The organism is Streptomyces sp. GC420 (assembly GCF_009916105.1).
Lineage (GTDB): Bacteria > Actinomycetota > Actinomycetes > Streptomycetales > Streptomycetaceae > Streptomyces.
Genome location: NZ_JAAAXQ010000075.1, coordinates 1 through 25557, shown reverse-complemented (window position 1 = coordinate 25557; position 25557 = coordinate 1). Strand labels below are relative to the sequence as shown.

Genomic DNA, 25557 nt, shown 5'->3' with positions numbered 1-25557 from the left:
GCTCGACCTGGAACAGCACGGCGGCCGGACCTTCGAGGGCGTCGCCGTCCGCGTCGCTCAGCGCGTCCTCGCGCTGGCCGCGGCGATCTGGCACAACCACAAGACCGGACAGCCGGTCATGCGATCCTGATCGCCTACGACCACTGATCACATCGGAATGACTCGTCTAGGGCAGCGTGGGGTGTGATGCCGAGGGCGGTCAGGAGGTCCTGCTGGCCGGGGTGGAGATGCTCCCAGGACTTCTGCTGGACACGGATCCAGCGGCCAAGGCCTCGGGGGAGGTTCGTGGCCGGTAGGCCGTCGGCGCCCGTAGCTGCCGTGCGGAGGCGGTGGTAGGCCTGCTGCCATGGCAGGGGCCAGGGCGGATTCCACCACGGATCGATCATGGTCAGGGCTTCAGCCCGGCTGGGGGAGAGACGGCCCTGACAGGCGCGTCGTCGTTGCCAGGCCAGCCACTTCCCCAGCGGGAACTCGTCGAGGACGGTGCTGGTCGGCGCGGCGATATGGCCGTATCCGGCGGCGTAGGCGCGGGCTTGTGTGAGCGCGGTGTCCAGAAGATCGGGCTCGGCGCGGGGAGCCGGTGGTCGGGCGGCGCGGGCTGTTTCGGCGGTGATGCCGATCTTGGTCAGCAGGCGGTGCTGTTCGGGGTGGAGTGTGCCGTAGTCGGTGCACTGACGCCTCAGCCAGTCGGCCAGCTCCTTCTCGAGGCCGGGAATGCCGGTACCGTCGGCGTCGGCTGTGGACGCGGACTCCGACCGCTCGCGTACGCGGCTCCAATTGCGTTGCCACTCCAAGGACCAGGTCGGGTTCCAGCAGGGGTCGAGCGCTGCGAGGAGCGTGCTGACCGGCCATGTCCCGCCTGTACTGCGGTGGTGCTCCCGCGTCTGGTGGCGTTGTTCGCTCAGCCACCGGCCCAGCGGAAACCCCTCAGGACAAGCTTTCAGGGGCGTGGCGAGGTGGCCGTGTGCGGCGGCGTACGTGCGCGCGTGGGCCAGCCCGGGGCCCGTACCGCAGAGCTGGGCGATGATCTCGTGGGGGCAAGCGGCCGCGGTCTCGGCGGTGATGCCGATCTCCGCCAGCAGATGCTGCTGCAGCGGATGCAACTGCTTGTAGCCGGTGCACTGTACGGACAGCCACGTGGGCCAGCCCTCACTGCCGACCGGCCAGCCACCTTCTGCAGCCCCTTGGTGCCGGTCTCGGGCATGAGCGCGGATCTGGTGCCAGGTGCGCTGCCACGCCAGGGGCCACGGCGGGTTCCACCACACGTCGATCGCATCGAGCACCTGGAGGTGCGCGCCGGGTTCGTCCTGGCGGCGGGTGAGGAAACGCTGGGCAGTGAGCCACTTCCCGAGTAAAAACCCCTGGTACGAGATGTTCTTGGTGGCCAGGGCCAGGCATCCGTGTTCGGCGACGAAGGCGCGCGCACAGGCAACAGCCGTATCGATGCCCGCTGTCCGGCTCGTTCGGCGCAGGCGTGCGCTGCCGGCGGCCTGGGCCGTGATGCCGATGTCGGCCAGCAGACGGCGCTGTTCGGGGTGGAGGGAGCCGTAGTCGGCGCACTGCAGGTACAGCCACTCCCCAGTCAGTACGTGGGTGTCGGGGAAGCCGTCGGCGGCGTTGAGGGGGCCGTGGCGCCTGACGTGGTCGCGGGCGCGGTAGTAGGAGCGCTGCCACTTCACCGACCAGGGGATGTTCCACCACGGATCCACCTCCTTCAGGGCGGCGGCCTTTTCCTCGGGCAGGGCCAGGGCGTGGGCCTGCTGGTTGTGCACCCATTTCCCCAGGGCGAAGGAACCGACTCGGGTGTCGCGTTGGGTGGCGAGGTGGCCGTGCTGGGCGGCGTAGGTGCGCGCGTGGGCCAGGCCGGCGGCGAAGGCGCCCTCGGCGTGCACGCTGTGGCCCCGCAGCCGTTTCTGGGCCGGCAGGCCCTCTGTGCCCGCGGTTTGCCGACGCTGGTAGCCCGCGAGAACGTCGGCGAGAGGCCGGGGACGGAGCGCCAAGGGGACCTGCCACAGCCGCCGTTCGGCGTCTCCACCGCCGCCTTTGGTACGGATGCACTGGTACGTCCAGGCAAACAGCGGTCCGTGGGTGCAGGCGGCCAGACGCTCGGTGAGCCACGGACGCCGCAAGCGATGCCCCAGCTCGCTGGGCACGCAGGGCACATCAGCCAACCGGTAAGGGAGGTGACCACCACCGTCAGCCGCGACACGGAGCCGCCAGGCCCGGCTGGCCAGAAGCGTGGCAAGGGCGACGGTCTCCGGGTAGGTGACCAGATCCCGCGCCAGGATCCGCCACCGCTGCGGATCCTCACCCGCGGGCATGGCCGCATCCAGCCGCACCGGCCACAGACGCTCCTCGGGCCACTTCTGCGCCCACCACCAGGCTGTGACCGCCTCAGCAACCTCGAACGCCGAACCAGCGACGGGGGAGCGGCGCAGCAGCCTCCGGTGAGCCTCCTGCGCCTGGACCACCTCCGGGCATCCGGCCAACCCCACGACACAGCCCCCGCTGCCAGGCACGCCCATCAGCCAGCACCGGTGACGTGGGCAGACCCGCTGGTGCGCCGCCAGGTACACCCGGGCCGGTGCAACGCGACCGGTCCGCGCAGCCACACAGCCCGGGCACGCCGGACCCCAGGCGGCAACCGTCTCCACCCCGTTGCCCAGCCGCGCCGCCGGCCTCTCCTTCGAGGGGCCCAGCGGCTCCTCCCGCGTCCAGGCCGGCAACGCACGGCGTAAGCCCACCTGCGGCACACGACACAGCGCCGCGACCCGGTCCCGGGCCGAGGCGTTCAAGAACACCTCACTGTCGCCCCGTAGAGCCCCGACGACGCCCTGCTGGCCGGCCACTTCGGTAACCGACGACAGCAGACTCCGCACCGTCAGGCCGTACCTGTCCGCGATCCGCCCCAGGAACGACAGCGTCATCTCACCCTGCAGGGGAGCCACCCGAAAGGCACCCGCAGCCAGCAACAGTTTCCCCACCCATCCCGTGGCATGTGACAAAGATCGTGCTTCGGCTCAGACGAGCCGTGACTGAGCGGCACAGTTGGCCAGTGTGGCCGAACTGGAGCACTCGATGGTCCGCGACGAGATCAGCCGCCCCGAGCCGGCCTGTGTGCCTCCCCCGAGGGCAGCCGATTGGTCAGCCGCGGACGTGGATGCAAATGCGCACGGTCCCTCCGATGGCTGCCGCCGCAGCGCCGATCCCGAGGACCGTACCGAGATAGCCGGCGTTGTCGGTGAGGGCGAGCACGATTACGGCCGCGACCGTGGCTAGGAGAGTCAGCGCGGTGATCCACTGCAGCGCCTTCTCCATGCGGCTCGAATGCGCCGGTGCTGAATCATGGTCGAGCGAAGTCATTGTGGTTTTCCTTTGCGAGTCAACCGATGGCGGAGCTCAGCCTTGTCCGGCTGGGGCGGGCCGGGCCAGCAGTCCGGGTTGTCCGGCGGATGGACCCGGACGGGGTTTCGGCACGGCAGCATGGTCCTGGCTGTTGATGCAGGCGGGGAGGAAGGCAAGGCGATGAACGGGGCGGGAACGAAATGGGGGCCGTTGTCAGGACCGAGTGCCGCGCACAACGAAGTGGCCCAGCTGTTGCGGTCGTGGCTCGACCAGGCTGGCTGCACCGTGCCCGCCTTGATCGACCGGTTTACCCCGGAGCACTTCGGCGACGGTGCCCCGCCGCGACGCACTGCAACTTATGAGCGCCTCGCGGGCAGGGGCCTGACGTGGGAATTCATCGAGGCCGTTGTGGATGTCACCACGGACAACGCCGCACTGCAGGAACGGCGTCTGGCCGAAGTCCGCGTCCCCTGGGACGCGGCCTGCCAGAGGGCGGTCTCTCGCCGCGAGCTGGTGGACAGCCATCTGGCGCACCGGGCACTCGATCTCGCCGAGCAGCTGCGCCAGGCAGAGCAGCGTGAGGCAGCGCTGCTGGCGGAGCGGGACCGCATGCGGCAGGTGGCACGGGCCCTGCTGATGATCTGTGAGCGGATCCGGCAGCGCGTGGATGATCTGCGACTGGCTCAGGCCCGGGGACAGCTGGCAGAGGGAGATTCGTCGGTACTGGCATGGAAGCACCGGCTGCAGGAGAGCGAGTGGCAACAGGTCGTTGCCGAGATGGAGCGGGACCGTGCCCAGCGCATGCTGGTGGAGTGGTCGCAGTACGTCGCCGATCTCAGCCGTTCCCTGCTGCCAGGAGGCCGCCCCGGCGAGCCGCAGCCGACCATCGCGAGGGCAAGTGCTCCGCCAGCTCTCGATCTTCAGGATGGCGAGCTTGCCGACGTCGACCGCATGTTGGGCCTGACGGGGCAAGAGGTCGAGATTGCGGGAGAGGTCCTCGACGGCTTCTCCGACGAGTTCGCCCACCAGAACGGCACATGGGAGGGATTCCTGCAGTCGGTGCGGCTGGTCGGCGGGCAGCACGTTGGGCTGTCCTCCTTGCCGATCATCCGAAGCTTGCAAAAGGGGGTTTCGTTCCACTCCGGGATTACTGTCTTGGCGGGCCCGAACGGCTCGGGGAAGTCGGCCGTTCTGGAAGCACTGGCACTGCTGACACACTGCCGCTTCAGCAACGGCGGCCTGCCGCATGGGCTTAGTTCACTCAGCCGTGTGATCGCCGGGGGGCTGGAGGCGCGGTGGTCCACCTCGCGGGAGCCAGAGAGCCGCCTGTTCGTGTCGTACCTGGGCACCTCGCCCGAGGGCTCGGATGCGCTCCTTGAAGGTATGGACGGGCCAAACCGGCTGTTTCTGCTCGATGAGCCAGAGGCTGGCCTGCACCCGGAGGCCAGCGCCAGGCAAGTGCAGTGGATGTACGAGAGGGTCGAGCAGGGCTGTCAGTTCGTAATTGCGACGCACAGCATGACCCTCGCGTCGCTGTCGCGGGCCCGGATCATTCGTTTCCGCCCGGAGAGACCCCCATAGGCCGAGCTCGCCGCAACTGTCCCGGCGAGGCATCGGTAGCCGCTGCTCCGCACTCCGCCTTCTGGCTCCAGCCGGTCTGCTGCGCGTCCAGCAAGGCGCCGATGCTGCGGGCGGCTCGCCGAGATGCGGTGTTCAGAACGGCCAGGTGAAGCACTAAGTGGCCAAATCAAGCGCTAAATCACACGAGCAGGTTCCGGGCTCCCGGTCGTTGCCGGGGTTAGTAGTCGAGGTCGAGGTAGTCGATGTCGTTGAGGGTGACGTCGGAGAGCCCCAGCGCGCGGCTGCCGCTGTCCTGGAAGTAGATCTCTTTGAAGCCTTCGGCGATGATCTGCCGCATCTGCTGGTCGCTGGCTCCGGTGTCGCGGGCGTTGAACAGGCGCTGTGCGTAGGTGGGGGGAAGGTGGACGGTGAGCCGTCGGAAGCGTCCGTCGTCGGTCGTGCCGATGGGTGCGGTGTAGCCGAACCTGGCCCTCGTCTCCACAGTGATGCCCGTGGTGGTGGCGGCCTGCTTGCGGCGGCGTCTGCGTACCTGGGGCTGCCAGCGCGCCCGTACGGCGGCGTCGATCCGTTCGGCGATGGCCTGGGGCGGGTGCTTGCGTTCACCCTTGCGATAGCGCTCCACCGACCGCTGGCTGACGCCGATCTCCTCAGCGACAGCCCGGGTCGTCTTGAGCTGCTTGATCAGGTAGCCGATCTGGCCTTTGAGGGTCTTGGGCGGCTGGCGGGTGAACGCTTCCCGGTCGGCCCGCTCGATGGCGTCCTCGATCTCTGCCACGGCTCAGCCCTTCTCGGCGGTGGGGTCCTGGCTGCCGGTGTCGGCCGGCGGGAACCGGGTCATGTGCGTCGGGCCGGTGTCGGGCACTGGCCTACTCTCCTTCGTCCAGGACGGCGTCGCCGCCCTTGATGTGCCGGGCGGGGTTGTGGCCCTGTTCCATGAGGTCGACCGCCCACAGCATCGACTGGACGCCCTCGAGCTTGGCCAGGCCCGGGGTGGGCCCGAGGCGGAAGCCGCCGGGCTGGGGCTTGCCGGACGCGGCGTAGGGCAGGAAGTCGAGCGGGCTCGCGCCCGGTGAGGGGTAGACGACGCAGTCGGAGAGCACGGCGAGCGGGTACAGGCCCGTCATCGTGGCCATGTTGCGCAGTTTGCGGTGCATGTTGATGCGGGCCTTGGAGATGACGGCGGCACGGATGTCGGGGCGCCAGGTGGGGCGCTGAAGGGCCGGCCACCGCTCGCCCTCCTTGTAGTGCTTGCCCTGCGGGCGCTCGCGCAGCTTGCCGATGCCACCCTTCACGGTGGCTTTGATGGCGGCCAGGACGGCCGCCATCGCCGGGTCGACCTCCTTGTGCCGCTCCATCGCCGCGAGGAACTCGGCATCCGACAGGTCCTTGGTGACGCCGAGGTCGGCGAGGGTGTCGACGTAGGCGGTCTTGAGCCGGTCGTGCCACGGGTCCAGGTAGGCGCCGGTCTCGCGGCGCAGGTACGCCTCGATCGGGGTGACGTTGTAGCCGAGTTCCTGGGCGTAGGCGACGGTGTGCGTCTGGTACCAGGCAAGCCCCGTCGGACGCATGCCGTCCGGCGTGAACGGCGACGGCAGACGCGGGTCCACCTCGACGTGGGACAGATCGACCAGCCAGGAGCCGGGGATCTTCGGGTTGAACTTCGGGCCCGCGAAGTGGTCGGGGGCGGACAGGCCGACGACCAGGCGGGCCGCGGCGGCGAGGAACGCGGTGTTGAGGTCCAGGCCGACCGCGAAGGGCAGCGTGCACTCCTCATCGGTGAGCAGGTCCACCGGCCGCACCCACTGGTACGCCTCCTCATTGAGGAAGCCACCGGTCCAGCCGCTGTCCACGACGACGGGGTGTTCCGGGGTGGCCTCCGGCGGCGCCGGGTCCATCGGCTCCGTGCCCAGCGAGCCGGGGTTGTAGGCGGACACCCAGTTCCCGGTAGCTTCGTCGCGCACCGCACGCGTGGGCGGGCGCAGCGCCGTCATCAGCTCCAGTCCGGACACGGCCGTGGAGCCGCGCGGTGTGATGACCCGCTGGGCGTACACCTCCAGGACGCGGGCGACGTCGGCGGGCTCCATCTCCGCAACGCCGGGCCAGGACCGCTCGTCGAGGGCGTCCCAGGACAGGATCGCCAGCTGCACGCACTGCCGCTCGCGGCCCTGGGCCTTGCGGTAGATCCTTGCCCACGGGCCGAACCCGCGCTGGGTGAGCCGCCACTTCGCCTTCACCACCTGCTTGACCACCGGGTGATCCTCCGCAAGGCGCAGGGAGCGGCGCTGCTCGTGGCCCTCCAGGCGCTCCGGCAGCCCCAGCTTCACCGCGGCCGCGGCGGTGAGCACGATCAACGGGTCGCTGTCCTTGCCGTTGCGGTGCAGACGCGGCGCACCGAGGCCGGACTCGCGCAGCGTCCACTCCACCAGCTCGACCACGCTTGTAGCCGGGCAGTCGAGCACGATGCCGCCCACGCCGTACGCGCAGCCGTCGCCTGTCAGTTACCTGCGTAGTTGCAATATCAGAAGATCCTTGACCTGGGATACTGCAGTTCTATCGGTAGGAATGATAGGGGGCCAGTGAGCTGCGGAGACGTAGCCAGCTCTAACTTGATCATGCTTCTGAGCTGGGATGCGTTAGTTCTAATGGGAGATGTTGCAACTTCGCTGGTAAGTCTTTTGGGTCGGGGGAGAGCTATAGCTCATATGGCGTGTACATGTCATGTTTGGGGAGATGGTAGGCGGCTTATGCCTCTGCTGGAGACCTACGAAGACGGGTCTCCAGCAGAGGCGGTAAGGCTTCTCGGGACTCTGTCAGGTCTCAACGTCGATGCCGTAGTCGGTGGCCAGGACCGCGAGGCCGGTGTCATAACCCTGCCCGACAGCGCGGGCCTTCCATCCGGTCGTGTGGCGGTAGAGCTCCACTGCGATGGTGACGGTCTCACCCGAGGAGAAGGGGCCAGGTGTGAAGGTCAGCTGGGTGCCGGAGGGCTGGGTGATGTCTGCTTGCCACTGGGTGTGCTGGTCGAAGACTGCGGCGGGTTGGGCCTCGAGGTCGATGCTGACGATGACGGCGATGGTTGCGATGCCGTCAGGGATGAGGTGGAGGTCGGCGGTGACGGTGTCTCCTGCGACCTGGACTCCGTCGTGGCGGGGATGGTTGTAGAAGACGAGGTCGTGGTCGCTGCGTACCTTGCCGTTGCGGGTGAGGAGTACAGCGGACACGTCAACGGGTGCGCCGGTGCAGGTGATGCGGACCGTCGTCGGCTCGGTGCGGATGGCCGCGTTGGCTCCCTTCGTCCGCAGTCGCAGGGTGTCGCTCTCCTCGCCGGGTAGCGGGCTGGTGGGGGAGTGGGTAGCGGTCGGGGCCAGGCTGGTATGGGTCAGCGCGGCAAGGACGCGCTGGAGGACGGGCCAGCCTTCGGTTTCCTCGCCGGGCCAGGGCCAGGTCAGACGCTGGGCGCCGAACTCCCTGGCCGTCGGCGGCTGCCCGAGTGCTTCCTGTAGCTGGAGGTAGCGCAGGCTCTCAGTGGCCAGACGGCTGAGCTGCCACTGCCGTTGGGTTTCTTCCGGCTGGTTCACCCATGTGTTGTGGTCGACGGGCTTGCCCCCCAGCTCCTGGTACACCCGGCGGGCGAAATCGTAGCCGTCTTCGGCCAGCAGGCGGGTGGGCCGCTTCTGCTGGGACGGCGCCGGCTCGCCGATGGCCGTGTACAGCGCTCCCAGGTCGCCGCCCGTCCAGTGGTTGGCTGCCGTGGTGGCGAACCGGGCGAACTGGGGCAGCGTGGGGGGACGCCCCTTGGCGGCGACGATGCGGTGGTGCTGGTGGGCGACCTCCTCCAGCTCGGAGCGCCAGCGGTGCTCCACGAAGGCGCCGAGATACTGCTCGGCCCAGGCACGCCGGTGTCGTGTGATGAGGTCCCGCACCCGCTCGAAGCCGGCCCGGCGGGTGCCGTGACTCATGCTGGAGGTGAATGTCACCTGCCCGTACGGGGTCTCGACCGTACTGTCCTCGCTGTCGGTGATCTCCTCTTCCGGCCCCAGGAGCTGTTCGGCGGCATGCAGCTCGCGGAAGAAGACGGCGTTGACGGGGCATCCGGCCGCGCGCAGGGCAGCCAGCGGCTTGCTGTAGTAGCGGTCGACACGGTCCAAGGTGGTGCGGGAGTAGGGACCTTCGCACACGAACCAGGCGGTCAGGCCCACGCCGTGCCAGAACTCGACCGCAGGACCGAGGGCTTCGGCCATGGTCTGGTGCGGGCGCGGGTTGCTGACGATGCTGCCGGGGTGCCGCTGGAGCGTCACTGTCTCCCACAGTTGCCCCACCCGTTGGCGGACATCGGCGGGCAAACGCTGCCGGTACAACTGGGGGGTGAACCCCTGCTCGGTCCGGGACAGACTCATCAGGTCCTGATCGACCAGGCCCCACAAGGACGCCATTCCCCGTGACTGGACGGCATGCGCCTGGTCGAAGCCCGCCCACCAGTCGCGCAGGGCCGAAGCTCGCTCTTCCACTGGGGACACGGAACTGCCGCCGCCGAGGAAGGCCGCGAGCATCGCATGAACCTCGTCCTCCGCGATCCCCGCCTCGGCAGCCATGTCGGCCGTTTGGGCGGCCATGCCGACGTACAGACGAGGCTCGGGCAGGGCGGTGATGATTTCCTCATCCGGGTGAGGCGGGACCTGAAGGTAGTCCAGCACGGCCAGCCAGTCGCCCCCGAAGTACGCGGAGACGACGGGCTGGAGTTCTTTGGTGAGCACCCGGCGGGCCAGGGCTGTGCCTGTCTTGGCCTTCTTGGCGAATCCAGCCATCAGTCCCTGCAACCGCTGGATCCGGTGACGTGCGACAAGCTGCACGAGATCAGCAGCGGCAAGAGTGTCCAGCAGAGCCAGGCGGGCCTGCTGCTGTCCCGCACGGTCCAGCTGGTGCCAGCCGCCGCCGAAGCGGAAGGCTTCCAGCGCGCCCTCGTCGATGCCCAGCAGCCGGTAGCGCTCCTCGATGTCTGTCCAGAACCGCTGCTGCTCTGTACGGGGGACGATCTCTCCGGCCGCCCGCAACCGGACCGGCTGAAGCAGTGTCTCGAACAACGGCACCAGCAGCGCCCACAGCAGGACTGTGTCCCAGCCCTCCACGGCGGTGAGACGGGCGGTGTCATCGGCGGCCAGCGTGAGAGCGTGGGCGGGGTGTTCACGCAGCAGATACGGCAGGTTGACTGCTCCGGCCTTGACCGAGACTTTCTGCGGCAGGTACCACGCGCCGAGCCGCTGCTGCGCCTGGACACCGAAGGCGCTGGCGCATAAGCCTTCCTCTTCCCCGGTGAGGGCCGTCACCTTGGCGGTGTCCGGCGTCTGACGCCCTCGGCCGGGGACGACGGTGGCCACCGGCTGTCCGGCGAGCCCTGCGGCCAGCAGTCTGGCCGCCAGCGCGTCGATTTCTGCGAACCGTTGCTGTTGCCCAGCCGCCCGCTCATGGGCGAGTGCCGTCTCGGGACTGATTTCCACGGCCGGCTGCCACCAGCGCGTCGGGTCACCGGCCACCGGTCAGCCTCCGCATGTACTCGACGAACTGCTCAAACGGCACCGGGGCCGCAGTGCCCTGCACATAGACGGCGTAGCGCTGGGCCATCAGCTGCATCTCCCGCTCGCTCCTTCGGGCCTCCACACGGTCCAGCTCGTGCACCACGCGCTGCTCGACGCGTCCCCGCTCGTACAGCACGAACGCGTCCACCCCTCCCGGACCGCCACCGGCCCCCTCCGTTGCGCCGTCTCCGCCGACGAGATCGTCGATCAGCGGGACGTTGAGGAGCAAGGCCGGGTCCATGTCGTTGTCCGCGCACATGGCCTCCAGATGCTCCTCCAGGCCGAGCTCGGCATGGCAGACCACGTCCAGGTACTGCTGATCGGCAGCCACTGCGGTTTGGCGCAGGACGCGGACACCGCGGCCGATGAACTGGTAAAACTCGCCGAAGCTGCCATAGGGGCGCAGCGGCACGACCACGGTGATCGGCGGAAAGTCGTAGCCCTGGCCGAGCATCCGCAGCTGCACGATGCCCTGCAGGTCCCCGGCGTCGGACTCGAAGCGCCGCCGTGTGGAGGCGATCGCGGAGGCGGGCATGCTGTGGTGCAGCGTGGCGCAGGGGATCCCGTGCTCCTCGGCGATCCGCGCGATCTGCTCGGCATGTGCCTGGCCCATCGCTGCGAACAGCACCCGGGGCTTGACGGGCGCCAGCAGCTTGGCCTGCGCATCCAGACAGGCCCTTGTCACGGCCATCACCTGGCGGATCGGCGCCTCGGACTGCGCGGTGATGCGGGCCATCTTCCGCTCGTCGCCCAGCGTGGCCAAGAGAGCATCACGGCCCACGATCTGCTCGCGCCGTCCGTCCGGCCACACGGCCTCATACACCGTCAACGCCACATCGGGGGCGAACCGGTGCACTCGCAGGTTCTTCGCCGAGCCGTCCGCGACGGAGTCCACCAGCCGGTAGCGGTAGACGACATCGGCGTCGATCGGCTTGCCGTCCAAACGCTGGAAGCACGCCGACATCAGCAGCGTGCGCGCATCCTGAAAGTGTGCGAACAGCCGTTGATATGAGGCGCTGGCCGCGATGTGCGCCTCGTCGACGACGATGAAGTCGACATCGTCAGGCTCCAGTTTGGCCAGCAGATCCCCGTTACTGTCGCCGGTGCCCAGCGCATGAAAGTTCGTGACCAGGACGTCCGCTGCCAGCAGCCGCTCACGGCTGACCTGGTTGATCTGCCCGTCGTCCGCGTCCAGGACGAGCGTGGCCGGCGGGCGGACACCCAGCAGCGGCCCTCCCGCCAGCCCATACAGCACGTTGCCCGGCATACCCGGATCGAAAGCCTTGGCGAAGGTGCCGCGGATGACCGAGCCAGGCGTCACCACCAGGGCCCGCCGTCTGCTGAACGACAACGCGGCCGCCACCCCCAGGGCCGTCTTACCGGCCCCGACCGCCATCACCGTGGCCGCGTGCTGGCCACCGGAGGCGTAGTAGTTCGCGAGCGCGGCCAACGCCTCGTCCTGGCACGACCGCAACGGCGCCCGGTCCACCCGGGTGCGCGCCCCGGCGAAGTACACCCCGCCCGACGACAGCGCGGCGTAGCGGGGCGGATCGGCCGCCCGCATCGGATCGCCGGCCATGTCCGGGATCTCGATACGCGGCACGGCAGTCACCAGCGGCGCCAGAAGTGGATCCTGCCGCAGCATCGTCTGCAACTGGGCCACGCAGCGCGCGGTGTCCACACGCACCGCATCGTAAGAGAACCGCAGCACGGTCAGGCCGGTTGCGGCCAGATCGTTCTGCCGTAGCCGGTCGTAGGTGAACGCGGCCCGGTCACTGTGGAAGGCGAACCCGTCCAGCTCGACGGCCAACTGCAGCACCTCACCCGCGATCAGGTAATCCAGCCGGTAGGTTCGTTCGTTGACGGTGACCGGGTGCTGACTGTGCACCCGCGAAACGATCGACGCGTCCGCGGCCGGCGTGAGCACCCACCGCAAGAACGCCTCCTCCAAGTAGGAGGCAGCGGGTATCAGTCGCTGCAGCCCCGCGTTCATGACGATCCACCCTGTGCCGCGGCCTCGGCCACCAGCGCCTGGGCTTTCTCCGTCAGCCGGGCCGCCACGTCCTCGCCCTGCCCGAAATGGGCCAGCCGCCACGCAAGCTCAAGTGCTTCCGTGAAGGCGCCCTCGCGCTCCAGCAAACCAATCAACCGGGGCACCGAGGACACCCGCACAAACATCGTCGGAGCACCAGTGGTGTCGAAGGACACCGCCTGCGGGGCGGCTTCCATCAACTCCAAGTCCAGTAGGGCGAACACCTCGAGCGCGGCGAGGGCCTCAGGTTCCGCACGACGTGTACTCCACAGCCGATCGACCGCGCCTTGCAGGACGAAGTGGTAGTCCATGGCCGAGCCCGGAAGCTCCAACGCTTCCCAGACACGAGCGACCAGCTCCGCCCCGCGTGCATCGAACGGCACATGCCGGCTGGCCGGCGCCGAAGACGTACTGCCCTCGGCCGTCGGCCACATCGGCGAGCCGTACGACTCATCGGGCCGATCCCCTGCTCCCGGCACCGCCTCACGCACGACACCCGGGCTACCGGCGAAGGCAATGCCGGGGATCGCCGCCATGCGCTCAAACCACGCCCCCACGTTCCCCCCCTCATACGCGTACAGGCTCCGCACCCTCACACGCCGTGCAGTAGCCCCACCCACCCCTGGGACAGCTCATTGTCACAGCCCGCATAGCGTTCTCGCCACGCAGCAGGAATGCCCGAACAGACACTTCGGCAGAGCGTCGACGTAGTGCAGTGGCTGACCGCCCTGCCAAGCCCCGTAGGGACGCACGCCGCCTACGAGAGGGCTGCAGCAACTCGTGCGCGTCTACCCAGCCGGGCTGGCAGAAAAGTCAGCACCGGCAGCGGCAAGCAGAAGACTGGCCGCCTTTTTCACCCCGTCGTTTTCGTCGGGGATCTTCGCGTGCCGCAGCCCGGCCCAAGGTGCTGGGCCCCCGCCGACTTGCGCCTCTTGGTCGGGGGAGACGGGGGAGTTGCTTCGAGGGCGCCGCACGATGATGGAGAGTGAGGGGGCGTGGCTGTGAACGAGCCCACATGCGGTCCGGTGCGATGGTGCTACTTGCCGCGGAGCTCATCGATCCGACGCTGCTCCCACCAGTCCAGGATCATGTCGAGGCGCCTGACGGACGGTTCGATACGGCTCAGGGCTCGGTCCAGGTTGATGAACGGAATCATCAAACCAGTGAGCGACGACGTCTTGGACTGCAATCCCTCAGCCTGCTTCCTCCAGGACGGCAGCTGCTTGGAGGCGTCATGGAGCCCGGCCAGCATGCGAGCCATGTCGTCATCTGGGAGGGAGGCGTCCGGTTCTCCGGAGCTGTTGACGCCCAACAGTTGCTGCGCGATGGCCACGGCCGCGTGTACAGCCTGCACACGCTTCACTGCGTGATCGCGGAACCGGCGGGCCATCGCCTTGACATCGACGTCGATGCCTTCGACGAGCTGGCCTTGAAGCTGCTGTGGCGTCACGACGGGAGCTGGGTTTGATGACGCCATCGTGTACGCGATCGGTTTATGCCGGCTGACAAGCTCATCAGCCAGAACCCTGTAAGCCAGTACAAGATCCGCAATCAGATCCGGTTCCAGTGTGTCCCGGTGATATGCCGCGTTTCGGTACTGGTGCAGCCGGTCGAGCACTTCGCGTTCCTGGGCTGTCAGCACGCCCCTCTGCATCAGGAACTTCGTCTTCTCGCGCAGATGGTCGTCCATCGCTTTACGGAGATCCGGCCCCACGTGCTCGTCGACCAGCCGGCTCAGCTTCTCATCGAGCTGACCTCCGCTGTTACGGAACTCGCGCATCTCCTCAATGACGCTGTCAGCGATCTGGAAGGCCAACTGAGCATTGACCTCACGGCCGACGACCACCTCCACCAGGTGGTCGAGGAGGATGAGAGCAAGACGGTCGTGTGCCTGATCGCCCGCCTCGGCGCACCGCCGGATCTCAGCGATCTCGACCGCGAGCCAGTTCCACTGCTCGGCCTGCTGTACGGACACGCGGTCCCAGTCGGAAGCGAAAGGCTGCATAAGAGGCATGGCACCAGCCTCCCACCACCTGGCGAGGCAGCCACCGACCACGCAGCATCGGCAGCGCGACATCGCCCAGCAGCGCCACGTCATCGCCCAGCAGCGCCACGTCCAGGATCCTGTCGATGCCACCGCGAGCATGCCTGCGCACCACCCTCCTGCCGGACCGTACAGGATGGACCTGACGGTGCCTGCTGGCGCCTCTTCGAAAAGACCCCCGGCCCGGCCAGAATGAACAGGCCGGTTCACCTGCAGCAACACCTGTCGCCTACGGTGATCGCTACCAGGCTGCGTGCGCAGAAGCATTGCACCAACACGCGCATAGCCCAGTCCTGAAAGGGATAAGCATCGTGTCCAACGCTGTAGCCGCCATGCCCGTCACCCCTGAGGAGCGGTGGAGCCGCCTCGACCTTTCACAGGAGCGCACCGGCGCCGAACACCTGGCCCAGGAACTCGACGCCTGGGTGGAGGGGAACATTCCCCCCTTCACAACGGCGATCGGCATGAAGGTCCGACTGCGCTACGTCACCTGGGGCGGGCGCAACCTCACCTGGTTGAGGGCGGCGGGACTCGACGTCGCAGGTCCCACGGTCGACGGCTGGAAGAACGGCACGCTGCGCCCCGACAACAGCGAACTCGAGAAGATCAACAAGGCGTTCTGGCTGTGCCGCCGTGCCGACACGGCTTCCCTGCTCAAGGCTTGGCTGGGAAACCGAGGCCGTGGCACGTACATGGAGATCTGGCCGTGCGAAGACCGCGATTTGCCGATGGAGGGCCTCTGGGTTCGACGCGAATGGCAAAGCATCGTGGAAGCCTGGAGCGAGAACGATCTCCAGAAGCTGGAGAGGATATGGCGGAAGATGACGAAAAGTCTGGGACCTTCTCCTGACGACTATCTCCATGTCTTCCACGTGGCGTTCTGGCGCGGACCTAGGCCACGTTGGCACTCACCCCGGTCGCCCTGCTGATCCATACCCGGCACGGATGATGCGGGGCGAGCCGGAAGCGGGCTGCGCGAACCGCCCCCGGGCTGTGCACCGTGGCCGACCCCTTCCGGCTGCTTATGGAGTCTGCGGCCGGCGATGACGGGGCGTCAGGGTGACGCTGCCCTGGCCATCGCCGACGGTGGAACCGACATCCCCGGTTACCGCAGCCACTCGTGCAAGGGGGCCGGCTCTTCAGGGGTGACCAGCTGGACGCGGGTCGAGCCGGCGTTTTGCCCCGGCGTGTACAGATGGGCGACAAAGGGAGGGACCCCGAAGCGGTCCCGGGCCTCCTGGCGCGTCATGACGGGCGCGGTATCGGTGGACTTGGTCTCGAAGGTGTAGCGGCCCTCTGTAACAGTCATCAGCGCGATGCCGTGGGCTTGGGCGAAGACCAGAGCGCCTTTCTGGTAAGGAGCGGTGGACACCATCAGCGCCTTGTGCGCCCCGACGCTCGTGAGCTTGTGATGCAGAACCTGGACAAGTTCACGCTTGATCGGATGGGTGTGGTGCTTGGCTTCGACCAGAACCAGGAAATCCATGCCCAGGAGCTCGTAGCGCACGGTGGCGTCCATGTCGTAGTCGCCGTCCATGCCGTGGACCATCTCGTGCAGTGCCACCTGGAGATCGACTCCGGCAGGGTGTATGGACTGCAGCAGCTCTACGACGAACTGCTCGAACTGGGCAGGCGTCATGTCGGCCCGGGGGTAGTGGGCCGTGGGCCGTGCGATGGCCTCATCCTGATGCGACGTGTTCGCTTCCACGCTTACTCCTTCGTACCGTCCGACGTGGGCCGTCTGGTGCGCAATGTGTTCGGGGCTGCTACCACGGCGTGCGGGCGGAGCCGTCTGCTTCCAGGCCGCAGCGGACCAACTGGGCCTCCCCGTCGGGAGAGTCCGGATGCAGGAGCCGAGCGAGGTCGGTCAGCACGCTGTAGTCGCCGCCGTCGATGGCGCCGCGGTAGAAGAACTCGGCCTTCGTCGCGTTGCCGGCGATCAGCGCATGCTGTCCCAGCAGCCGGCGTGCCTCGGTCTGGTGCGCAGAAGCCTTCTCCAACAGTCTCAGGATTTCCTGCGGCACCGCCGACCCTGCCACGGGCCCGGACTGTTGCCACTGATCAAGGCGCCATACGGCCAGCACCATCTGTGCCCCACTGGAACCGTCCTGCGCGAGCTGGCCAAGGTGCTCCTCGGCCAGACGCCGTACGGCAGGCTGGGGCCGAGTCAGCAACGGCCGCACGGCGGACACCACGGCCTGCGCCCGCCCGCTGCGACGGCAGTGCTCCAACAGTTTTCCCGCCTCCTCGGGCCGACTCGTACACCAGCGGGAGACCAGCTCGGCGACCGCCCGGTCGTTTCCTTCCTCCGCAGCCGTCGTCAGCACGGATGCCGCAGCCTCATCCCGTCCTTGGCGTGCCAGGAACCGTTCGAGGTCAAAGACGGCGATCTGCGAGCCGCTGTCGATCAGGGCGGACAACAGCTGCTCGGTGAGATCTGCGTATCCGTGGTCAGGCAGGCGGGTCTGCCAGCGCAGCGGCAGCAGCGACGGCTTGCGGGCGAGGCGGCGTGCCAGCTGGCGGATCTCGCCCGGCGCTGCAGCGATTTTCGCTGGCCCGTGCTCGTGCGGGCCTGCCGAGTGCTCCAGCACCTCCCGGATTCTCTGGACGAGCACAAGATCCGCACCAGATGCGGCGGCAGGCTCGACCTCGGCCTGACGCGCGTGCTCGGTGAGCTGGGCGGCCTCCTCGGGCAGACCCGTGCTCTCCCACAGTTCAGCGAGGGAAAACGCGGCGTCCCGGTATCCCGCCGTGTAAGAGTCGGCCAGCAGATCGGCGGCCAGGACGCACATCTGCTGGTCGCGCTCCTCTGTGCCGATGCTGGCCAGGGTGGAGCCGACATACCACAGGCTGTAGCCGCCATCGTTTGCCTCGCGTGCCAGTGCGGCGACCTCGTCGCGACCCGGCAAGGTCAGAATGCGGCCGGTTTCGGTGTAGCTGAAGCACATGCCCTCCACGGCATCCGGGCTGCCCCGCATCCCAGCCCGCAGATACAGCTCGCGGGAGGTCCGGTAGCGGCTGCGTGAGAAGGCGTGCAGTGCCAACCGCTCAAGATCCTCGCCGCTGCCGAGGTGTTGATACGCGGCATCCCAGAACGTGGCGGGCGGCACCTGGTCCCAGCGCCGGGCTCCGGCGTGCTGCTCGAGATAGTCCACCACGTCGACCACGCCCGGCAGCGGGCCCATCTGCGTGGGGTGGGCCACCGGCAGCAGTGCACTGGTGACCTGCTTGATCGGCTGGCGCGCATACGCCAACGCCTGCTCGAACCAACTGGGTTCCGCTTCGGCCCGCTCGCGTGGTGTGAGATATCCCGTGACCGCCTGTTTCAGGAAGGCCTCGGGCAACGGTGCGCGCACGCCAAGGCGCCGTGCGTCGATGGCCGCGGTGAGCACCGCCTTGCCGTAGGCGTGCGGCGCCTGCTGCCAATGCTCCAGCAACTCCGGCCCGGCTGCCAGGGTCTGGGTCACCGCCCCTCCTCTGTTAGCAGCCGCCACCGCTGCCAGAGACGGGTCCGAGGCGGCCCGCCGCACAAACTCCTGCCACGCCTGGCCGGTGAACGACTCAGGCACGTCCACCGTCCAGCCGCTGCTGAGCAGAGCGCGGGCCTGGCCATGGCGATCTGCCTGTCCGTCATAGGGCGTCGCCACCAGTGCCCGGTAGTTCTGCGGCCAGATCGTCGCCACCGCAGCCACCGGACCCGGCTGCTCCAGCAACTCCCGCAGCAGGGCCGCCGCCTGTTCCCCCTCAGGCTCGGCCAGCAGCCGGTGAAGATCGTCCAGCCATACCACCGTCCTCGCCGCCACGGGCGAGCCGGCCAATAGCTCCACCAGAGCCTCGGCCGTCTTCGGATACACCAGCGGCCAGGCGGGGACCACCTCCCGCACCGCCTCGTACGCGGTGCGGGTCTTGCCTGTACAGGAGCCGCCCCGCAACACCAAGAGCGCTGCCTCGCCGCTCTCCGCAAGACGCCGCAGCCGGTTGCGGACCAGGACATCGTGCTCCCGCGGCACATAGGCGGGCAGCGCGAACTCCTCCTGCTCGCCAGCGCATCCTTCGCCCGGCACTGCGGCGTGCACGCGCAATTGGCGGGCGCTCCACGAGGACACCGCACGGTGCACGACCGGACCCTGCACTACAGCAGCGCCAGCCGGATGTGGCTGCGCCCGCCGCGCTCGCCCGGTACGGGCTGACCGGCTGCGCGCCTCACCGCGCACGGACTGGACAGCCGCGTGCGCCGACGACCAGTCGACCTGATCAAGGCGAGCCACATGGGCGGCAGTTGATGCGCCGGAGTGCTGGCGTGCCGCAGCCAGCAGCAGACCGGCCGCCCTCTTCACCGCATCGACCTCGTCGGGGACCTTCCCGTGCCGCAGCCAGGACTCCAGGGTGGTGTGCGGCACGCCGATCTGCGCCGCCAGCTGCCTCCAGGACACCTCAACGAGGCCCCGCAGCTCACCCAGGGCAAGCAGCAGCGTGCGGAAGTACTCCTCCGGCTCTACCGGGCCCTTCCCGCTCACCGCCACAGGCCCGACGCCCTCCCCGCCTCGCTCCGCCCAGAGCCCGAGCCCCGCGCACCGTCGGACACCCTGCCACACGCACGACCCCTCTGAACTGCACATTTCATGGCCCGGGCACAGGGCTGTCCGACTGACGTGACGGACACCAGGCGCTGTCGGCACCGTAGGGGCATCACGTTACGCACCTGGCGTGATCCACCCCAACTGAAGGAGAAAACATGTCTCTTGCCCTCATCGTGGCCTTCCTCGTCCTCGCCGTCACCGTCTTGTGCGCCGCGCTCATGGCCGCCCTGGCGGGGCTGCTGCATCGCCTGGACGGGGCCAGCCTGCCCGTCGCCATGAGAGAGGCCGTCTCGGCCTTCTTCATCATGTTCGCCACGGGTATCGCAGCGCTCGCGCTGCTCACGTCGTGGATGCTCAGATGACCAGGTACCGTCGCCGACCACGACCGCCGCCGGCCCGGTACCGCCGCTGCCGGGCCAACGGAGCGCCAGCACACCCGCATTCGGCGATGCGCGCACCACCGAGCCGCTACGGTGGACGCCGGCTTGGATCACCGGAAGGCCCGCTCGATCCCAAAGACCAGCTGGTGGGCGCGTGGCCAGCCCGCGGCGACGAACACGTCGCAGATCTGCCGCACCGCGGTCAGGCATTCAGGCGTGCGCAGCAACTGTTGATGGTCGGCCAGAATCCGCTCGACCAGACGGACACACAAATCCAGCGCCAGACTGTCGGAGACGTACGCTGCGGGCGCCCCCGGCGCGGTCAGCAGATCGCGTACCGCGAGCAGAGCCTGCTGCGGCATGCTGGTAAAGATGTGCTCGTACATCTGGATGAGATGGTGCGTGGCGCTGGGCACGGAGGCGTTCTCGAGCAGCGCCACGATCGGTGCGGCCTCCTCGACTAGGAGCTGTCCGGGCGATCATGTGACCGCCTTGTGCCTGGGTCGTTGTGGTGGGCATGGGGCGGGGCGATCTGACAGATGACGAGTGGGAACGGTTGCGTCCGTTCCTGCCAGTGAGCAATGGACGTTGTGGCCGATGGCGGGATCATCGACAGGTGATCGACGGGATCCTGCACCGGGTTCGGACCGGAGTGCAGTGGAGGGATCTTCCCGAGCGGTTCGGCCCCTGGAAGACCGTCTATGAACGCCACCGGCTGTGGTCGGCCGACGGCACGTGGGAGCGTCTGCTGCAGCAGGTCCAGGCCGCTGCCGACGTCGCAGGCGAGATCGACTGGGACATCTCGGTGGACTCCACCATCGTGCGCGCCCATCAACACGCGGCCGGTGCCCGGACGGATCCGCCGCCAGCGCCCGCGCCAAAGGGGGCCGAAGCGGCAGAACACCAGGGCGAAATGCCCTGGCAGAGCCTGCTCGCCCGGCTGGTGGAGGTGGTGCAGGAGGTGAGGGCTTGGGCCGCTCGCGGGGCGGGTTCACCAGCAAACTCCACCTGAGCGCCGATGGCCGCTGCCGCCCGTTGTCTCTCGTCGTCACTGGCGGACAGCGGGCGGACTGCACACAGTTCCAGACGGTGCTGGCGAAGATCCGCGTTCCGCGGGTCGGTCCCGGCCGGCCCCGCACGAAGCCCGACAGCATCGCGGCCGACAAGGGATACAGCAACGGCCCGTGCCGCGAGTACCTGCGGCGCCGAGGCATCCGCCACACGATCCCGGAGAAGTCCGATAGCCAGGCCGCCCGCCTGCGCAAACGCTCACGAGGCGGACGACCACCCGGCTTCGACGAAGATCGGTACAAGAAGCGCAACACCGTCGAACGAGCGATCAACAGGCTGAAGCAGTCCCGGGCTGTGGCCACTCGCTATGACAAGCGCGGCTACGTCTTCCTCGGCACCGCAACCACCGCAGCTCTGCTCATCTGGCTTCGCAGCTGAGTCCCGACCTCACAAAGCGATTGGCCGATAGCCAGGGCCTGATCGACTACCTCATCAGCCGAAAGCTCCCGCCCCGGCGGCCAGAAGATCAAGTCGCTGACATGGCCGGACGGACATGCCAGGGCTCTGTCGAGCCTGTCCAGCCAGCCGTCCACCTCGTCGTCTGAGGCGTAGTCCGCTTGCATGATCCGCTGCACGAGCGCGACGGCATCCGCACGACTCATCTCCACAGCACTCATCAGGTCCCTCCGCCAAGTCACCCTAACGGGACGCGTGATCGCCCGGACAGCTCCTAGCCGCACCTGCTCAACGCTGGGGGCCGTGCTCTCATTGCCAGTGGCGCCGCTGGCGGCGCACAGCCCCAGGGCGATGTCGTCCAGGAGGCGGGCACTGGCTCGCAGGCGTTCCTGGTCGGCGCTGTCCAACGGCCTGTCGGAAGCAGCCAGCGACTGCTGGAGAATGCCGAGGGCAGGCTCGGCGAGCCGACCCACAAGGGTGAACGCACGGGTGCGGACAGCGTCATCGTCGTGGGTCAGCAGGTTGTTCTCACGGAGGTTGAACAGCAGCCTCGACCAAATGGTGTGACCGGCCCAGCGCTTGAGGAACTCGTCGAGGACGGTACCGGCCTCTGCGAGGGCTGTGTCCACCCACAGGTATCCGGTGATCTCGGTGCAGAGCGCGGAGACGGAGGCCGGGCCGTCCTCGGGCTCTACCCGGTCCGCCACCCGGGACAGGAGTCTCACGCCCCTGCCCGGGTCGCCCAGACGCAGGCAGGCCATCCGCACGGTGTCACACAGCAGCACCGGGTCGGACTCCTGATCAGCGAAGCGCTCCAGCAAACTCCAAGCCGTTTCCCCGTCGGCCCGGCCCAGCATGCCCGTGCCCCGAGCGATACAGATTCTGACCCAGTTCACGGGATGCTCGGCCAGACGACAGATGGCTTCCTTCACTGCGGGCGTGTACTGGCCGGGCAGCTGACTGAGCTGCGTCAGGCCGGTGGCCGCCCAGCCACATGCATCGTCGGGAATCACCCCGCTGAAGTGGCCGCTCCCGGCGGTGGTTTGAGGTCCGGCCTGCATGCTCAGCAGCACCTCGCGCGCCAGTTCCAGGGACGGGCCGGACACCCCGACAGGACGCGTAAATAGTTCCGCTGCCTGCGCCAGAGCACGCTCGGCCCGCTCTCGCACAGCGGCGGATAGCAGGTCGCCGGCCGCGAACAGCTCACGCACCACCGCCTCGATAGCGGTGATCGCCTCCACCGCAGGACTGCCCTCACGGTGGGCGGAGACGAACTGTTCCACCTCACCCGTCAGTTGCAGGCCCCTTCGGTACGTCGCGCTGAGAGGCCCCGGTCCAGCGGCAGCATGGGGTGCGGCCGGCGCCAGATCACTGTCGCCGCTGTCCGCGGTCCCGGCAGAGCCATTCTCGGCAAGGCCGGGCAGGATCATAGGCTGAGGCGACAGCGCATCGACGAGCAGCTGGTAGGGATCAGTCCACGACCAGGCAGCGCCGCCTTGAGCAGGGGCGGAGTCCTTGAGCGCACGGACGGCCGCCTCGAGCCGGCCGGCCTGCTGCTCGTCGAGCGTCGGGTACACGGCACCGATCAGCCCGGCCAGCGGCACCAGCAGATCCGGCAGGCTCAGCGAGACAACCATCGCCTCTGCCGGCGCGGCCAGTTCCTGTGCCAGTACCATGTTGTTTGCCGCAGCCCGCAGAACGTGCCGCCACACAGCAGCCGCCTGCGGGGCCGCCGCCACCGCATCCAGCAACTGCCGCGCCTGCACTGGGTCGCCGAAGGCGGCGATAGTCTGCTCGAAAGCATCCAGCAAGGCCGCCAGATCTCGACGTTGGTACGACGGACGGTCCCAGAGCCGCGAACCGTCGGCTATTACACCGACAGCGCGGCCGGCCAGCCAACCGGTGTGTACAGCATCCGCCTCGCCTTGGAGGCGGCTGAGCCGGGTCAGGATGTCCAGGGCCCGGGTGAGGTCGTGCCGTACAACCCCGGGAAACTGCTGGATCAGCTGGTAGCGGCTGGCGCTGTAGTCCTGCTGCTGGGTCGAGACCAGCGTCAGCACGGATCCCGACCCCAGCTGGGTGGCAGCGGTGGACGTCTCGTCGTAGCTCATGACGGCCACGTACAGATCCGTCACCAGCGACGGAAGACACTCCATCAGGCGGGGGACGTCCTGGGTGAGAGGGAACAGGTCATTGTGGCCGCGCTCGGCCAGTTGCTCGCCCTTCAGCGCCTGGCGCAGCAGAGCACAGGTCGTCTCCGGGGCGCTGGATGCGGTGCGGATCACCGCGGTGATCGCCGGCCAGCTTTGTCGGGAGACAGGCAGCGTCCACAGGTGGGCCACGAGGGCCCGCGCCGCGCGGCCGCACTGCTCCGCGGCGGGCGCCGGCAGCGCAGTAGCTGCCAGGTCGCTGACCAGGATGAGCAGGGCGCCGGTAGCGGCTGCGGGCTGCTGGGACAACTGCTCGGCCCAGTCGCACCAGATGCCCGGATCGCCGACGGCGTCGTTGCCTGCCGCGAGGGACACGGCGACGGCAACCGCATGCGCCAGCTGCCGTGCCTCGGGGGAGCCCGCCGCGAGCTGAGTGAGCAGCGGTGCCAGAGCGCCGGCGGTGCGGCAGCAGCGCACCACCACCGCGGCGACCGCCGCAGTCGCCATCCGCGGCAGCGACGGCGCCGCAAGCCGAAGCGCGAGCTGCCAGAACCGCTCGGGCCCCTGACGCCAGGACAGCTCCAGATACATGTCCACGCTGGGATGGGCGAACAGCAGTGCATCGGGATCGGAGCCGAGACGGCCAGCCAGGCCATCATCGCCGGTGGCGAAGTGGGCGACAGCGAGGGCGTAGTCGAACAGGACATTATGGGAGAACTGCACTGGCCCCAGCAGCCCGCTGTCCACCCCGATCTCGGACACGGAAGCAGGCATCAGTACCCGGTCGGACAGCAGGGCGTTCAGCACATCGGCTGCGGTCGTGTTGCCGGCCAAGACAGGCTGAGCGGAGATGGCCAGTTTGCGGGCCGTGACCGCGGCTTGACACCACTCGGCAATGAAGGCGCGTCGCTGAGGGCTGTCCGGATGCCCGCTCACACGGTGCTGCCAGTAGCGGCTCAGCAGATCCAAACGGCTGTCGATGGCCTGCAGGTCGGCGGGCACCACACCTTCCAGGAGCAGCTGGGCGGCCAGACGCAGGTTGAAAGGATTTCTCAGCAGGTGCTTGACCTGTTCCTCGGAGGAGGCTTCCAGCTCGGCTAGAGAGACCAGGGACCTGGTGATCTCGTGGAACTCGGCGTCGTCGAAGTCGCCCACCACCACGGCATCGCCAGAAATCAGTGAGCCGAGACTGACCGAGTGCACCAGGTCCCAGGTCCTGATCGACGCCACCACACTCCAGTGGGGAAGCCGCTGATGCACCTGTCGGATGAGTAGCCGCCACAGCTCACCGGCTGCATCGGCGCGTGCAGCATCCAGGGCATCCAGCACCATCAGTCCCCGGCTGCCCGGCGACCACTGCTCCAGCGTCTCGAGCAGCGGATGCTCCAGTTGCAGCTCACCCTGCAACTGGCCAGCACTTGTCGCGGCGATGCTTCCCACCTGCACGAACAGCACTGGTCGGTCGGCAGATACCCAAGTGCTTGCCAGACAGTGCAGAGCGGCGCTCTTACCTGCGCCAGGCTCGCCCGTCACCAGGCACGACCCCTGCTCCACGCGTGAAGCCAGAACCCCGTCCACACTCCGATGGACCCTGATGTCGCCCTGGGGGCCGGGGATCGCGGTCAGTTCGCCTTCCATCTGCTCCAGCGTTTGCTGGGTCAGCGCGGCCAGTCGGGCCACGTCCTCGCGGAAGTCACGGATCGTCGCAAGCTGAATCTTGGACGTCTCGGTGAGTTCCTGCTGTAGTCCTACCAGGTCGATGCCGATCTTCTGCTTGGACAGCTGGGTGCAGACCCGCAACAGCGCATCCCAAGCGGCGTCGGCCCGAGCCGGGTCAGCGACGACAGCGGTCCGCAGCAGTGTCAGGGCCTCGCGCTCGCCGTCTCGGCCCTCTTCGGTATCCAGCACCCACACCCAGCAGTGCGCCAGAAAGGCCCGCAGCTCCTCGCCGGTCGGCTCGGCAGCAGGCCGTGCGCGTTTCCACTCCCGCTTCACGTGATCGACGAACGTGGCATGGGCATGGACCTGCTTGGCGTTGAACCCGGCGGTAGGGCTGGCAGCGGCAGGAGCCTTCCGCATGCGTTCCAAAACCTCTGCGAGATCCTTGGTGACAGCTGAGGAGGCGTCCGAAGTGGTCACCAACACCAAGCGGTCCTCTTCATGCCCCGACCACAGATGTTGCCGTACGAACTGGCCCGCAGTCTTGGCCAGTTCGCTCTTTTCGGTCGTTCCCAGCGAGATGGACCGCTTAGCCTGCAGCGCCAGGACCGCTCCGCTCGCTAGTGCTGTGACCGCATAGGTTCACCGGGTTGCTCGTTGTGCTGGTTGGAAGCGATGTCGCTTCCAACCAGTAGGGGAGGCGGGATGGCACCACCGGTCAGGGTCCGGAGGCTGACGGAGCAGGA

General features: G+C 68.2%; 14 protein-coding genes and 4 pseudogenes. 5 read left to right on the top strand and 13 right to left on the bottom strand.

Annotated features, from left to right (window positions below):
• A pseudogene (locus GUY61_RS40095) lies at positions 1-147 on the top strand (IS982 family transposase); the annotation flags it as partial.
• On the opposite strand, the gene GUY61_RS12310 reads toward GUY61_RS40095, so the two are convergent.
• The 3 genes and pseudogenes from GUY61_RS12310 to GUY61_RS12305 form a co-directional block, all read right to left on the bottom strand.
• Positions 135-2471 (bottom strand): helicase associated domain-containing protein, encoded by a 2337-nt coding sequence (locus GUY61_RS12310; protein ID WP_313896635.1) that lies wholly within the window; start codon positions 2469-2471, stop codon positions 135-137. The pseudogene GUY61_RS40095 and the gene GUY61_RS12310 sit on opposite strands and share 13 nt — an antisense overlap.
• 66 nt (positions 2472-2537) lie before the next feature.
• Positions 2538-2948: pseudogene (locus tag GUY61_RS41830) on the bottom strand (TniQ family protein); the annotation flags it as partial.
• Positions 2949-3144: 196 nt separating this feature from the next.
• Entirely contained in the window at positions 3145-3363 is a 219-nt protein-coding gene (locus GUY61_RS12305) for a hypothetical protein (protein WP_166630156.1), read from the bottom strand.
• A gap of 120 nt (positions 3364-3483) precedes the next feature.
• On the opposite strand from GUY61_RS12305, the gene GUY61_RS12300 reads away from it, so the two are divergent.
• Complete coding sequence (locus GUY61_RS12300) at positions 3484-4926, top strand: AAA family ATPase (protein ID WP_166630155.1); 1443 nt, start codon at positions 3484-3486, stop codon at positions 4924-4926.
• Between the two features lie 217 nt (positions 4927-5143).
• Here GUY61_RS12300 and tpg read toward each other — a convergent pair whose 3' ends face one another.
• The 6 genes and pseudogenes from tpg to GUY61_RS12270 form a co-directional block, all read right to left on the bottom strand.
• Complete coding sequence (gene tpg, locus GUY61_RS12295) at positions 5144-5701, bottom strand: telomere-protecting terminal protein Tpg (protein ID WP_166630154.1); 558 nt, start codon at positions 5699-5701, stop codon at positions 5144-5146.
• Positions 5702-5792: 91 nt separating this feature from the next.
• Positions 5793-7424: pseudogene (tap, locus tag GUY61_RS12290) on the bottom strand (telomere-associated protein Tap); the annotation flags it as partial.
• A gap of 312 nt (positions 7425-7736) precedes the next feature.
• Positions 7737-10421: a TerD family protein gene (locus GUY61_RS12285; RefSeq protein WP_313896633.1), complete on the bottom strand. Its 2685-nt coding sequence runs from the start codon at positions 10419-10421 to the stop codon at positions 7737-7739.
• A 25-nt stretch (positions 10422-10446) separates the two neighbouring features.
• Positions 10447-12492, bottom strand: a complete 2046-nt coding sequence (locus GUY61_RS12280) for a DEAD/DEAH box helicase family protein (RefSeq protein ID WP_166630152.1) — start codon at positions 12490-12492, stop codon at positions 10447-10449.
• Entirely contained in the window at positions 12489-13067 is a 579-nt protein-coding gene (locus GUY61_RS12275) for a hypothetical protein (protein WP_208105883.1), read from the bottom strand. Before GUY61_RS12275 ends, GUY61_RS12280 begins: the two co-directional genes overlap by 4 nt.
• Positions 13068-13567: 500 nt before the next feature.
• Positions 13568-14536: a hypothetical protein gene (locus GUY61_RS12270; RefSeq protein WP_243766389.1), complete on the bottom strand. Its 969-nt coding sequence runs from the start codon at positions 14534-14536 to the stop codon at positions 13568-13570.
• 350 nt (positions 14537-14886) lie between these two features.
• Here GUY61_RS12270 and GUY61_RS12265 point away from each other — a divergent pair, with 350 nt between their 5' ends.
• Positions 14887-15504, top strand: coding sequence for a hypothetical protein (locus GUY61_RS12265; RefSeq protein WP_166630150.1), 618 nt, complete (start codon positions 14887-14889; stop codon positions 15502-15504).
• Positions 15505-15680: 176 nt separating this feature from the next.
• Here the strand turns inward: GUY61_RS12265 and GUY61_RS12260 are convergent, their stop codons facing one another.
• Entirely contained in the window at positions 15681-16283 is a 603-nt protein-coding gene (locus GUY61_RS12260) for a restriction endonuclease (RefSeq protein WP_166630149.1), read from the bottom strand.
• A gap of 58 nt (positions 16284-16341) precedes the next feature.
• Positions 16342-19092: a hypothetical protein gene (locus tag GUY61_RS12255; protein ID WP_208105882.1), complete on the bottom strand. Its 2751-nt coding sequence runs from the start codon at positions 19090-19092 to the stop codon at positions 16342-16344.
• A gap of 218 nt (positions 19093-19310) precedes the next feature.
• Between GUY61_RS12255 and GUY61_RS12250 the strand changes: the two genes are divergently transcribed.
• A complete protein-coding gene (locus tag GUY61_RS12250) occupies positions 19311-19517 on the top strand; it encodes a hypothetical protein (RefSeq protein ID WP_166630147.1) in 207 nt (68 codons plus the stop codon).
• A gap of 128 nt (positions 19518-19645) precedes the next feature.
• On the opposite strand, the gene GUY61_RS12245 is transcribed toward GUY61_RS12250, so the two are convergent.
• A complete protein-coding gene (locus tag GUY61_RS12245) occupies positions 19646-19975 on the bottom strand; it encodes a hypothetical protein (protein WP_166630146.1) in 330 nt (109 codons plus the stop codon).
• A 77-nt stretch (positions 19976-20052) separates the two neighbouring features.
• Between GUY61_RS12245 and GUY61_RS12240 the strand changes: the two genes are divergently transcribed.
• Positions 20053-20984 (top strand): IS5 family transposase gene (locus GUY61_RS12240; protein ID WP_398955187.1). Its coding sequence is split into 2 segments (ribosomal slippage): positions 20053-20397 and positions 20400-20984, totalling 930 coding nucleotides; the frame shifts between segments, so codons are not numbered across the junction.
• Positions 20985-20993: 9 nt separating this feature from the next.
• On the opposite strand, the pseudogene GUY61_RS41525 reads toward GUY61_RS12240, so the two are convergent.
• Positions 20994-21223 (bottom strand): annotated as a pseudogene (locus GUY61_RS41525) (e9imm peptide).
• Positions 21224-25557: the final 4334 nt, after the last annotated feature.